The organism is Lysinibacillus sp. Ag94 (assembly GCF_023242215.1).
In the GTDB taxonomy this organism is placed as follows: Bacteria; Bacillota; Bacilli; order Bacillales_A; family Planococcaceae; genus Lysinibacillus.
This window is the reverse complement of the sequence record NZ_CP096780.1, coordinates 2,508,205-2,522,127: the sequence shown is the minus strand read 5'-3', so window position 1 is coordinate 2,522,127 and position 13,923 is coordinate 2,508,205. Positions and strand designations below refer to the sequence as shown.

10 protein-coding genes and 1 other annotated feature are annotated in these 13,923 nt (G+C 37.0%); of the genes, 7 read left to right on the top strand and 3 right to left on the bottom strand.

The genetic code is table 11. From position 1 onward, the window contains the following. Positions 1 to 207: 207 nt before the first annotated feature. Positions 208 to 2,913, top strand: a complete 2,706-nt coding sequence (acnA, locus tag MY533_RS11605; RefSeq protein WP_248716067.1) for an aconitate hydratase AcnA — start codon at positions 208 to 210, stop codon at positions 2,911 to 2,913. A gap of 76 nt (positions 2,914 to 2,989) precedes the next feature. Here acnA and MY533_RS11600 read toward each other — a convergent pair whose 3' ends face one another. Together MY533_RS11600 and MY533_RS11595 are read right to left on the bottom strand one after the other, a co-directional pair. Then, complete coding sequence (locus MY533_RS11600; protein ID WP_248716066.1) at positions 2,990 to 3,382, bottom strand: hypothetical protein; 393 nt, start codon at positions 3,380 to 3,382, stop codon at positions 2,990 to 2,992. 737 nt (positions 3,383 to 4,119) lie between these two features. Then, a complete protein-coding gene (locus MY533_RS11595; protein ID WP_248716065.1) occupies positions 4,120 to 5,262 on the bottom strand; it encodes an MFS transporter in 1,143 nt (380 codons plus the stop codon). Between the two features lie 176 nt (positions 5,263 to 5,438). Between MY533_RS11595 and MY533_RS11590 the strand changes: the two genes are divergently transcribed. After that, positions 5,439 to 6,290 (top strand): LysR family transcriptional regulator, encoded by an 852-nt coding sequence (locus MY533_RS11590; protein WP_248716064.1) that lies wholly within the window; start codon positions 5,439 to 5,441, stop codon positions 6,288 to 6,290. A gap of 49 nt (positions 6,291 to 6,339) precedes the next feature. Here MY533_RS11590 and MY533_RS11585 read toward each other — a convergent pair whose 3' ends face one another. Beyond that, a complete protein-coding gene (locus MY533_RS11585) occupies positions 6,340 to 6,924 on the bottom strand; it encodes a DJ-1/PfpI family protein (RefSeq protein ID WP_248716063.1) in 585 nt (194 codons plus the stop codon). A gap of 141 nt (positions 6,925 to 7,065) precedes the next feature. On the opposite strand from MY533_RS11585, the gene MY533_RS11580 reads away from it, so the two are divergent. The 5 genes from MY533_RS11580 (at position 7,066) to ileS (ending at position 13,657) form a co-directional block, all read left to right on the top strand. Continuing rightward, positions 7,066 to 7,509, top strand: a complete 444-nt coding sequence (locus MY533_RS11580; protein WP_248716062.1) for an Lrp/AsnC family transcriptional regulator — start codon at positions 7,066 to 7,068, stop codon at positions 7,507 to 7,509. Between the two features lie 122 nt (positions 7,510 to 7,631). Further along, entirely contained in the window at positions 7,632 to 8,153 is a 522-nt protein-coding gene (locus MY533_RS11575; RefSeq protein WP_248716061.1) for a sigma-70 family RNA polymerase sigma factor, read from the top strand. After that, entirely contained in the window at positions 8,146 to 9,099 is a 954-nt protein-coding gene (locus MY533_RS11570) for a YobA family protein (RefSeq protein ID WP_248716060.1), read from the top strand. The genes MY533_RS11575 and MY533_RS11570 overlap by 8 nt, the downstream gene beginning before the upstream one ends. Positions 9,100 to 9,263: 164 nt before the next feature. Further along, positions 9,264 to 10,109: a DUF2785 domain-containing protein gene (locus MY533_RS11565; RefSeq protein ID WP_142510468.1), complete on the top strand. Its 846-nt coding sequence runs from the start codon at positions 9,264 to 9,266 to the stop codon at positions 10,107 to 10,109. 146 nt (positions 10,110 to 10,255) lie between these two features. Further along, positions 10,256 to 10,495, top strand: a binding site (T-box leader). Positions 10,496 to 10,549: 54 nt separating this feature from the next. Next, a complete protein-coding gene (gene ileS / locus MY533_RS11560; RefSeq protein WP_248716059.1) occupies positions 10,550 to 13,657 on the top strand; it encodes an isoleucine--tRNA ligase in 3,108 nt (1,035 codons plus the stop codon). Positions 13,658 to 13,923 lie beyond the last annotated feature (266 nt).

The following is a 13,923-nucleotide window of genomic DNA, read 5'->3' as shown; positions in this document are numbered from 1 at the left end:
CCTCCGATTTGCAAAACCTTCATATTATGCACATCAAAAAATTAAAAACTTTAGGTTCGATATCAAGGTCATAAGGATTACTTATTGAAAAAGATAATATTAATGTAATTTACTTATGAATATAAATGAGCTATCATGGGTATTGGAGAAAAGATGCTTTAAAAATTTATATAGCCTTTTCAAAAAGATATTTAGGGGGATCCGCAAATGGCACAAGGTAATTTACACAACAGCCGCGCATCATTCGAAGTTAATGGTAAAACTTATAATTACTATGACTTAGCTGCGATTGAAAAAGCTGGCGTTGCAAAAGTTTCAAACCTTCCTTACTCAATCAAAGTATTATTAGAATCAGTTTTACGTCAATATGATGCATATGTTATCAAAGAAGAGCACGTAAACGAATTAGCAAAATGGGGTAACGGTGCAGATCCAGAAGCAGAAGTACCATTCAAACCTTCTCGCGTAGTATTACAAGACTTCACTGGTGTACCAGTAGTAGTTGACCTTGCTTCTCTACGTTCTGCTATGAAAGAAATGGGTGGAGATCCAAGCAAAATCAACCCTGCTATTCCAGTTGACCTTGTAATTGACCACTCAGTACAAGTTGACAAATACGGTAATGCATCTGCATTAGCAGCAAACATGGACCTAGAATTCGAACGTAACGCTGAGCGTTATAACTTCTTAAAATGGGCTCAAACTGCTTACGATAACTTCCGTGCTGTACCACCAGCAACTGGTATCGTTCACCAAGTAAACTTAGAGTATTTAGCTCCAGTTGTACACGTAAACGAAAATGCTGACGGTACATTCGAAACTTTCCCAGATTCAGTAGTAGGTACTGACTCACATACAACAATGATCAACGGTATCGGCGTTCTTGGATGGGGCGTTGGTGGTATCGAAGCAGAAGCAGGTATGCTTGGTCAACCTTCATACTTCCCAATCCCAGAAGTTATCGGTGTTAAATTAGTTGGCGATCTTCCAAACGGAACTACTGCTACTGACTTAGCATTAAAAGTAACTCAAGTATTACGTCAACGTGGCGTAGTTGGTAAATTCGTTGAGTTCTTCGGACCTGGCGTAACTAAATTACCACTAGCTGACCGTGCGACAATCTCTAACATGGCTCCTGAATATGGTGCTACATGTGGTTTCTTCGCAATTGACGAAGAATCATTAAACTACATGCGTTTAACTGGTCGTGACGAAGAGCACATTGCGGTTGTAGAATCTTACTTAAAAGCTAACCACATGTTCTTCGATCCAACTTTAGAGCCAGTTTACACTGACGTATTAGAAGTAAACTTAGCTGAAATCGAACCAAACCTTTCTGGTCCAAAACGTCCACAAGACTTAATTCCACTATCTCAAATGCGTACTCGTTACAAAGAAGCAGTAGTGGCACCACAAGGTACACAAGGTTTCGGTTTAACTGAAGATGAATTCTCAAAAACTTCTGTAGCTAAATTTGCTGAAGGTGATGTAGAAATCCCAACAGGTGCTGTAGCAATCGCTGCAATCACTTCTTGTACAAATACATCTAACCCTTACGTATTAATCGCTGCGGGCTTAGTTGCGAAAAAAGCTGTAGAAAAAGGTCTAACTGTTCCTAAATGGGTAAAAACTTCTTTAGCACCAGGTTCTAAAGTAGTAACTGGTTACCTTGAAGATTCAGGTTTACAAACTTACCTTGACCAAATCGGTTTCAACACTGTAGGTTACGGTTGTACAACATGTATCGGTAACTCAGGTCCATTACTTCCTGAAATCGAAGACGCTATCAAAGAGAACGACTTATTCGTAACTTCAGTTCTTTCTGGTAACCGTAACTTCGAAGGCCGTGTACACCCACTTGTAAAAGCTAACTACTTAGCTTCACCACCACTTGTTGTTGCTTATGCACTTGCTGGTACTGTGGATATCGACCTACAAAAAGATTCATTCGGTAAAGATAAAGATGGCAACGAAGTATTCTTCGCTGATATCTGGCCTTCAACTGAAGAAGTTAACGCTGTATTAGGTACTGTAGTTAACCGTGAATTATTCCAAAAAGAATACGAAACTGTATTCACAGCAAACGAAAAATGGAATGCAATTGAAACATCAACTGAGTCTCTATACACATTTGATGACAAATCAACTTACATCCAAAACCCACCATTCTTCCAAGGTCTTGCGAAAGAGCCAGAAGCTATCAAAGGCTTAGAAGGCTTACGCATTATGGCGAAGTTCGGTGACTCAATTACAACTGACCATATTTCTCCAGCTGGTGCAATCGGTAAAGATACACCTGCAGGTAAATATTTAATCGAAAACGGTGTTGCAATCCGTGACTTCAACTCATACGGTTCTCGTCGTGGTAACCACGAAGTTATGATGCGTGGTACATTTGCAAACATCCGTATCCGTAACCAAGTTGCTCCTGGTACAGAAGGTGGTTTCACTACTTACTGGCCAACAGGTGAAGTAGAGTACATCTATGACGCATGTATGAAATACCAAGCACAAGGTACTGGCTTAGTAGTACTTGCTGGTAACGATTACGGTATGGGTTCTTCTCGTGACTGGGCTGCTAAAGGTACTAACTTACTTGGTATCAAAACAGTTATCGCACAATCTTACGAGCGTATCCACCGTTCTAACTTAGTAATGATGGGTGTTCTTCCACTTCAATTCATGCCAGGTGAATCAGCTGATACTTTAGGCTTAACTGGTAAAGAAGAAATCTCTGTAAACATTACTGACAACGTGAAACCACGTGAAATCTTAACAGTTACTGCTAAATCTGAAGACGGATCAGTTAAAACTTTCCAAGCTTTAGCTCGTTTCGACTCAGAAGTAGAAGTAGACTACTACCGTCACGGTGGTATCCTACAAATGGTTCTTCGCGCGAAAGCTGCTCAGTAATCATTTAACTAAAAAACCGATCTCTTAGGAGATCGGTTTTTTGTGTCTGTACATAAAAAATGCGTGGATTGGTTAATTACTCAGTTTCCAACTGTTTGTAATAGTTTTCTACAATAGGATAAATATCCGGGTTTGAATCATAGTAGGTATTATCAATTTCACTTAATGTGAATTTAAATTTTCTTTCACTATCAAAAAGAGTAATCCCATATCTCCATCCAACACGTGCTTCTTGATTGTCTTGCGGAGTATACTTTATATCTTTAATTAGAGCAATGAAATCATTGATTTGTTCTTGCCTAGTTATCGATTTTGAAGCACCAGTTGAACCATCTTGGATAACTACTTTATCTATTTTTTCAATTTTTGCATCCTTATAAAAGCTTTCTAATGATTGCGTTTTCCCATTTGTACAAGCAGAAACCAAAAAAAGACTTACCAACAAAATTAGAAACAAAAATTTTTTCATTAGATTGCCTCCAAAAATTTCATTCTATTGCAATTAGACGAAATAGTTTACTAATAGTTACAGATATTGGGCGTGCTATTGCCTCGATAATGGTAGATAGAACTCTTAATGATGAATAGAACAACCGATATCGTGGATAGAACGACCGAAATCGTGGATAGAACCTCCAAAGACGGAAAGCCCCATCGAAACGAAGGAAAGAACGGACGAAACAACGAAGAACCGCGAACATCGCTGATAAAACCGCAAACATCGCTGATAGAACCACAAACATCGCTGATAAAACCGCAAACATCGCTGATAAAACCGCAAACATCGCTGATAGAACCACAAACATCGCTGATAGAATCGCAAAAAGCTTGTTAGCAGCGAAACTTTATGGTTTAGCGGCGTTCTTTGTGTGGTTTGCGGCGAAACTCAAAGTTTTAGTGGAGAATTTTAACATAATCTGTAAAATTTAGGGGAACTAAAATCGGGTTGAAAAACTTTGTATAGAATTTTACACAATATAAAGGACTTGACAGAAGAATCGGCAGAGCGACGGAAGACCCCGCCGAAGTGACGGAAAGAATCGCCAGAGCGACGGAAAGCCCCATCGAAACGACGGAAAGAAAGGCCAAAACGACGGAAAGTCCCATCCTAAAATGAAAGATTACCCAGTTAAAGTTGCCATTCTAACTATCAAAATGACGAATAGAATCATCAAGTCAATAGTTAAACCGCAATTATTAATTTGTCTAAACACTAGATTTGTTCTTCAAGCTAAAGAACTGTAAACAAATGGCGAAGGACATAGAGATTACTGCGAAATAAATCAATGTTATTGTTCCAATGTGTAAGGAAAGTACAATACCGCCTAAGCTTGCACCGATTGCACTGCCTAAATAATTTACTGAACTGTTTAATGCTACTGCAGAACTTCCGTTTTTCGGCTGAAACGATAGTAAAATATGTTGTTGAGGTGCTTGGCATGCCCACCCCATTACGCCCCAAACAAAGAACGGTAAGTACTTTAATATAGGTAAGCTAATCATTATTGGTATACAAATAAAGGATAAAGTTAAAGTAAATAAAATGATTGTAACTAAAGATTTTGGTTTTCCGAAATAGTCGATTAAGTAACCAATCATTATACTTCCAACTAAGCCACCGAAGCCCCATGCCCAAAGATATATCGTAATATTACTGGAGTCTGCCATTTCTTCTAATAAGGGAGATAGGTATGTGTATAATCCTAGGCTCGCAACACTGGCGAAAAATGTTATACATACGGTTATAGTTACTCTTTTATCTAGGAACATTTTTAATCGTTCGTTAAGTGCAGGGGGAGGTGTTGTTGGGAAATCAGGCAAAAAAATAACCATACATAAAACTGCAATGACTCCGATTAATACTAATAGCCATAGTGTTACTTTCCAATCAAATACGTTCGATATATAGATGCCTAAAGGAACACCAAGCACTGTTCCCAAGCTCATGCCCCCTATAGTCAATCCTAGAGCTCTTCCTTTCTTGTCACTAGAAACAAACTTTGTAGAAGCCGCTACAGCTAAAGGCGAAAATAAGCCAGCGCCAGTTCCCGCAATTGCTCTCGATAGTAGAAGAATAGAAAAGGTCGGCGCTAAAGCTGTGATGCTATTCGCTATCGTAAAGATAAACATTGACCATATTAAGATTTTTTTAATTGGTTTTCCAGCAAGTAAAGAAGAAAATACCGGCGCTGATATTGCGTAAAATAACGTGAAAATGCTTACAGCTTGGCCAACTTGCGCTGTACTTTTTTGATACGTATCACTAATTCCTGGGAGAAGCCCTGCGATCACATAGGCATCAAAACCTAAGGCAAACATGCCAAAGGATAATAATAAAACATTTTTCATTTATAGAACCTCCATATATTAATAATGCTAAGTATTATATCGATTAGATAACCTATAACAATATGTTATAATCGAAGTACCATCTATATTTAATAGGTTACTAAAAAACGTTGAATATGGAACAATCACTATTTTATAGGGATATAACAAATTGTTATAGGGTATGGAGGAATACAATGAATACAGAATGGTTACATAGTTTTATTGCTGCTGCCAATCAAAAAAGTTTTTCTAAAGCTGCTCAAATTACGAATCTATCCCAACCTGCACTAAGTAAACATATACGAAACTTAGAGAATAATCTTGGCATCGAACTATTTCATAGGACATCCATTGGTATCGAATTAACAGAAGCTGGTGAACGTTTCTACACTCGAATTACACCCGTTTTGGCTGAAATATCTGCCATTCGTAAAGAATTGCAGCTCTTTAGTCAAAGCAATCCTATTGCTATTGGTGCTCTGCCTAGCTTAGCCACTTACTATTTGCCAAACAAAATGCAAAAACTTAAGTTACTAGATCGACCTATAACATTAATGATTCAAAATACTTCAAACGAACTGCTACAATCTTTAGAAAAAGGTAGACTTGATGCAGTCTTTGTGGATGCCAAATATACCGGAGAATCTTTGTGGACTTGGGAATTGTTTACGGAACCTTACTATGCAGTGTTTCCTGTGAATCATCGTTTTAATTCAAGAACAACAGTTGAGCTTGCAGAATTGTGTGAGGAACCGCTTATTGTTCATCAAGCTCCTTGTGATTCAAGGAAGGATATAGTAGAACAAATACAATCACTTGGTTACACACCGAATATCATAAGTGAAGTGAACTTTGGTGATTTCGTTTTTGGGGCTGTAACTTCTGGAATGGGAATTACGATTGTACCCGAGCTAATGGCTAAAAATATCGGTCATCTTCAACTTTTTGCTTTACCTATTCATAATTTTGGGAGATCCAGAACGATTTCATTGGTTACAAAAAATAAAGAATTAGGATCGAAATTCTATCAATTAATATCAAATTAAATAGAAAAGAAGCTGTCTCCAAACGTTTAGGGGAGACAGCTTCTTAAAATTATTTAAATCCCATTAAATCCTTAACCTTTTTTGTATTTTCCTCAGATGTTAGCATTTCGAGTAAGCTAAATGCAACGTCGAATGCAGTTCCAGGATTTGATGATGTAATAATATGTTCAGTTTGAACAATTCGTTCATTGACGATGTCTGCACCATAGGATTGTAGTTGTGCTAATCGTTTACTTGTTGGATGATTATAAGTAGTAGCTTTTCGATTATTCAGCACTCCGCTATGACCTAAAATTAGGGAAGCTACACAAACCGTTGCAATCGGTTTTTTATGTTCATCGAAATGACGAACAACCGCCTGGAATTCCTCACTAAAAGCATCATCATAAAATCCAGCTTCCTCAAATCCACCAGGAATCGCAAGTGCATCAAAATCCTCTAATGAAATTTCATGCAGCAATTTTTCGGGAGCTACGTTAAAATTCCATGTACATTGCAATTGCTGATGTAATCCAACTGTCACGATCTCTGTTGTGCCGTCGCCCTCCCATTTATTCCAGCCAAGTACATCTGTAAAAACACTCGCTTCAACAGCCTCAAATCCATTTGCTAATAGTAATAATATTTTTTTCATGTTGGTAATACCTCCTTTATATGTTTAATTGTAAAGAAAAGGGCTATCTAATGACAGAAGCTGTATAATGTAATTCAGATGAATTGCTTTATAATAAAAGGAATTCTAAGAAATCTAATTTATTAAAAAAGGTGGATATGTATGGATCAAATAGATAAAGAAATTTTAAAGCAATTGCAACGAAATGCAAAAATTTCGATGAAGGAATTAGCGGTGATGGTTCATTTATCCTCTCCAGCAGTTATTGAGCGTGTTAAAAAATTAGAAGAGCAGGGGATTATTGAAGCTTATAGCACAAAAGTAAATTTAAAAAAGTTGAATCGCGACATTCAGGCTATTATTTTATTTAAATCCATTGATTGTAAAAGTCTTTCGAATTTTTGTAACGCACATCCCGATGTCCTAGAGTGCTATCGTGTCGCGGGTGAAATTAGTTATATCGTCAAAATTGCGACCAACTCAGTAGAAACATTAGAGATGTTTATCGATGACGCAATGCCTTATGGAACGCCATCAACTAATATTGTGCTTTCTTCAACAAAAAAAGAGGTCATTGCACCTTTTTCTGCTGAAAATTTAAAATAATTGAGTCCGGAACTGAGGACAGCAGAGAAAAATCCATCATAAACAGATTTTATTTAAAAAAATCCAACATAAAACAAACCTCTATACTGTGAACACCGTTTATAGGGCAGAGAGGGGGAGAGATGTTGCTTGAAATTAAAGAACTCGAAGAAATAATGCAGCAGCATACAGAAAGGCTCATCCGACTTGCCTTTTATTACGTCAAAGATTTACAAAGTGCTGAAGATATCGTTCAAGATGTATTTATTAAATTTTACGATAATCAGCAAAACTATGAAGAAAGAGGAGAACTACGGGCATATTTATCGAGGCTCGTCATTAACAAAAGTAAAGACTATTTACGCAGCTGGACATATCGTAAAATACAAGTTCAACAGAAAATCTTTGCCAAGCAGGCTGTCACGAAAAGGGACATGCTCGTGCAGCAGGATGAACAAACCTTAGTTGAAAACGCCATCCTAGCACTACCATTAAAACAGCGTGAGGTCCTTATTTATTTTTATTTTGAGGAAATGCCTGTTATAAATATTGCCGAGCTTTTATGTATTCCTGAAAGTACTGTGAAAACAAGGCTACGTCGTGGGCGAGAGCTATTAAGGCCGAAGTTACAGCATATTGAATGGGAGGTCCTACTGCATGAGTAAAGTCGATGTGAGGGTATTAAAGGATTTAACCGAAAGCAAAAAGCGTGTTATGACCAATGTAGTACAGCAATTGGAACAGCGTGAGATGAAAAAAAGATCTTGGCGTTGGCAATATAGTGTAATGTCTATTATATTAACAGTTTGTATTGGAATATTTCTGTATACCCAATTCAACGGAAGTCAGGAGCAATCAGCAAGTTTACCGACTGTTTTAGATGAAAAGTTTCTAAGCTTTTATTTGGGAGAGGATCCAAGGTTTAATGATCAGAAATGGTCCGATGATGAAAAGAAGTATAAGTTTGAATCCTTTTTACAGGTTGAATCTATATATGCTTACGCTCGATCAAAGGGGATAGTACCTACGCAAGAACAAATTGATGAACAGCTTGGAATGTTGACGGAAGAGATTAAAAATCAAAAATTTGCTAAACAATTACAAATGTTGAATCTTACAAGAGAAGAATTTATCGAACAATATATAAAACCATTCTCTATTAAAATAGTTACAACCAAGTTACTATTGGAGCAAGAAAAAGATCAATACAAAGGTGTAAATAAGTCGATGCAATATTTATTAATGGAAAGAGATGCTTTGAATTATTTAGAGGGACATTATAGTCAAGAAATAGCAGCCTTACGTAAGAAATATAATATTCCAGCGGGAGAAAAAGGAATCCATTCAAAACGTGGAGTAGTCGTTGCAATCAAAGAACATGAATTTTTAGTCGTTTCGAATGCAGATGTCTCGAATATTGGTAAATTATCAATAGAGGACATCGTACAAAAACATGGTAATGGTACATGGTTCCCATTAATTGATGCCCCTACAACATTGTCGCTTGGGGACTATGTTGAAGTTAAATATAGCAGAGATTTTTGGGATGATGACTCTATTATAAGGAATGCGGTTATAGACAGCATAAAAATACTAGAAGAGAATAATTAAATTAAGGCTAGACATTCAAAAATTCCAAGAATGTCTGGCTTTTTTAAACTCCTCCTGTATTTGGATTATGGTACAATTGATGTAAGCGTTTGTATAAACAAGGGGCATCATAAAAAGATGGTTAAGCAAATTCTTTTAAAAAGGTTAGGGGAGAAAGATTGGATATGATACTAAATAATAGCTTACTTAAGGAAATTGAATTAAAAAAAATATTAACAGACATAAACAGTGGAAATAAAACATGGCAGCAAGAGGACCAAACACAAATTGTACAATCAATGATGCTTCATATCGGTTCATTAGATAGCGAACTGAGAGATGACTTAATATATGGTTCGTTTTATGATTTAATTTTAGAAAAAAACTTACTTGAGCATTCTCTTTTAACAGAGCTTTTAGATTATAGTTTGAATAATTCGCTTAATAAGGGTATCGAAGAAAGCGAATCAGATTTAGTTTTTACGCGCACATTTACGTCACTTCTTATCGCACTTATTTTACATAGGGATAATGCAGATGATTTTTTATCTGAGCACAAAATAAATGATTGTAAAGATCAATTACTAGCTTATTTATCAGCTGAAACAGATGTAAGAGGCTACGTGCCTGGTAAAGGATGGGCTCATAGTGTTGCACATATGGCTGATGCGATCAATAAATTGGTGAAAAATCCAAAATTAAATAAAGACTCTTATAGCGAAATTATAAGCACATTATGGAACGCCGTTTTGCAAGAAAATTATGCTTTCATTCACAATGAAGATGAACGGGTTTTAGTACCTATTTTCACAATGCTGGAACACGGTTTAGAGGAGCAAGAGATTATAAAATTACTGGAAGAATTACCTTCCGCTTTAAGCATAAGAAAAGGACAGCTTGATCTACAGCATCACAGAATTTTACTCTTTAACTGTAAAAGCTTTTTAAAAAGCTTTTATATTAAAACAAATGGAAAGCCTAAGTTCGCAGCTCTTCATAAGAGCATCGAAGCATGTCTCGATGAATTATAGGTAATTGGTTCATCATCAAAAGTTGAGGGTAATATTTTATTATAATGAATGTCATGTGGTCGGAACGGAAATGAACAAAATATTAGTATTTTGTAATTATTGACAGACAAAAATTAGTTTGTTAAGATGAGTGACAATAAAAGCATACAAATTCGTTGATGAGAAAGAGTAGTGTTTCATTTTGTTCTACAGAGAGCCGACATATTGGTGGAAGTCGGTGTGCAGGTGTTACATGAAGATCCTCTCTGAGAAGATTGGCTGAACATAGTAAGCTAATCCGGGTGTCTACCGTTAAAAAGAACACGTATGATTGTACGTTGCTGAGTGCTATTGAACGTTGCTTCAATAGAATTAGGGTGGTATTCGCGGTTAACCCCGTCCCTTACTTGGGACGGGGTTTTTTGTATGCCTTTTATACATTTAGTATAGGAGGAATGTACATGCAAGTCGAAGTGAAAAAAGAAACAACTGTAGAAAGAGAGACAAGGATTCGTCGATTGTGGGAACAAGAAGGAACGTTCCGAGCGTCTGTGGCGAACCGTTCTAGCAATAAGCCTTTTGTTTTTTATGAAGGTCCGCCAACCGCGAATGGTTTACCACACGTAGGTCACGCATTTGGCAGAACAATTAAAGATGTTGTGGCTCGATATAAAACGATGCAAGGTTATTTGGTTGAACGTAAAGCTGGCTGGGATACACATGGTTTGCCTGTAGAGTTAGGCGTGGAAAAAAAGCTAGGTATCTCTGGCAAGCAAGAGATTGAGAGCTATGGTGTTGAACAATTTATTCAAGAGTGTAAGGGCAGTGTCTTTACTTATGAGAAAAAATGGCGCTCCTTTACGGAACAGCTTGGCTATTGGATTGACATGGATGACCCGTATTTAACGCTAAGTAATGATTATATTGAGTCCGTTTGGAATATTTTAAGTCACGTGCACAAGAAAAAGCTTTTATATAAAGGGCACCGGGTTTCACCATATTGCCCTAGCTGTCAAACATCATTAAGCTCTCATGAGGTTGCACAGGGCTATAAGGATGTAAAGGATTTGTCTGTCACAGCAATGTTTAAGCTAAAGGATAAAGATGAATATTTTCTAGGCTGGACAACGACTCCATGGACATTACCCGCTAATGTTGCATTAGCTATGAATCCTAAGCTTATGTATGTTCGAGTGAAGCAGCACAATAAAATCTATATCGTAGCAAAATCACTAGTGAATAAAGTTTTTGCTGATTCTGTTGAAGTGTTAAGTGAACATGAGGGGCATGAATTTGAAGGTGTGTCGTACACCCCTCCATTTTCTTATGTCAAAGTGAGTAAGGGGCATGTCGTTGTATTAGCGGATTATGTCACAGAGCATAGTGGAACTGGTATCGTCCATATCGCACCTGCGTATGGGGAGGACGATTATAAAACGGTACAGCAAAATGAGCTGTCGTTTGTGAATGTTGTTGATGTAAAGGGTTGCTATACAGAAGAGGTTCCAGAGCTTGCCGGTAAATTTGTGAAAGATTGTGATGTCGATATTATTAAAATGCTTGCGAAAAAGGAGCTATTGTTTGATAAGGAAAAATATGAGCATAGTTACCCTCATTGCTGGCGTTGTGATTCACCATTGCTTTATTACGCAACTGACAGTTGGTTTATCAATATGTCTTCATTGAAAGATAAACTTTTACAAAATAATGAACAAGTTACATGGTATCCTGATCACATTAAACACGGTAGATTTGGCAATTTCTTAGAAAACTTAGTGGACTGGAATATTAGCCGTAATCGCTATTGGGGTACACCGCTAAATGTGTGGGTTTGTCAGGATTGTGGTCATGAAGAGGCGGCAAATAGTATGGCATCTTTAAAAGAATTAGCGAAAGACACTTTCCAAGGCATCGAGCTTCACAAACCGTATATTGACAAGGTTGTGTGTACTTGTCCGAAATGTAGTGGTGACATGAAACGTACACCAGAAGTAATCGATGTATGGTTTGATAGTGGATCCATGCCATTTGCGCAGCATCATTATCCTTTTAGAGACCTTACTACTTTTCACAACCAATTCCCTGCTGATGTTGTCATCGAAGGCATCGACCAAACACGAGGCTTTTTCTATAGTTTATTAGCGGTTTCGACTTTATTTACAGGGAAGGCACCTTATAAAAATGTCCTTTCCTTAGGGCATGTTTTAGATGAGCATGGGCAGAAAATGTCGAAAAGCAAAGGGAATGCATTAGAGCCAGTTGAACTAATAGAACAGTACGGAGCAGATGCTTTAAGATGGGCATTCTTAGTGGACAGTTCTCCTTGGAATCCTAAACGCTTTTCTAAGAAGATTGTGATGGATGCGAAATCAAAGTTAGTCGATACACTAGATAATACGTTCAAATTTTATCAATTATATGCAGAAATAGATGGCTTCCAGTACGATGCTGAAAAGATAGGTAAACGTACAAAGCTAGATCATTGGATACTTTCTCGGTTACATCATACAATTCAGCTTGTGACAAAATCAATGGATGACTATCAATTTACACAGGCAACACGTGAAATCGGCAAGCTTGTGGAAGAACTAAGTAACTGGTATATCCGTCGCTCACGAGCAAGATTTTGGGCAAATGGGCTGACAGAGGATAAACGAGGTGCCTATAGTACACTGTATGAGCTACTAACGACAATTTGTCAATTACTAGCGCCATTCACACCATTTATTGCGGAAGATTTATATCGACAATTAGCAGGAAAAAGTGTTCATTTACAAAACTACCCAACATACAATGAATCGCTCGTTAATGCTACGCTTGAAAAAGAGATGGCGAATATTTTAACAGTCGTAGAGCTTGGCCGTAGCATCCGTAATAGTCAAGGAATCAAGGTAAAGCAGCCATTAAGTGAAATCATTGTTTCTGTAGAAGGCGAGTTAACAGATTATCAACCATATAGCGAGCTCGTGAAGGATGAATTAAATATTAAAGAATGCGTTTGGACATATGATTTTTCAGCTTACGAAACGGTTCATTATAAGCTTAATTTTAAAACAGCGGGTGCAGCATTTGGAGCTAGAGTGAACAAAGTAAAGGATTATGTAGTGAATTTAAATGACGAGGAGAAAAATATATTACAGCGAACGGGTTCAATAGCTTTATCGATCGATGGGGAACAGGTAACATTGTTAAAATCCCACGTGTTAACCGAATCCATTGTAAAGGACCAGTATATGTTAGCAGAAGATGCTTCATGCCGAGTTCTTATCAATGCTCATCTGACATCTAGCTTACTTGAGGAAGGGCAAATTAGGGAGTTAATTCGCACAATTCAAGATACACGCAAACAATGGAAACTGCCTGTTGAGCAATATGTATCGATTTCGATTACTGGAAGTGCTAAAGCAATAACCATCATCCAGCAGCACGAAGCGGTACTAAAGGCAAATGTGTTATTAAAGGATATTCATTATGTGAAGGATATTCATTATGTGAGTGACCATCATAGTGAACAATATATGGAGACAGAAGTGTTTGATGAAAAAGTTACTGTTTATTTCAAGCTATAAAATTCTTTATGATCGGGTAAGTTTCAAACGCTCTGATCCACAGAAGAAGTGGTCAAGTAAGACCAAAAATTAATATTTTATAATGCACTTAACACAATCAGAAATCGGCTATTTTTTAAGCTGAACTAATTTTAATATTAGTTCAGCTTATTTGTGTTTAAAGATATAGTTTGAGTTATATAAAAGTATAGTATTCTGTAAATATTCTAACAAATTGTGTAGCGAGGAATAAATAAATGGAAAAACTCCTTTTAAAAAAATTGACT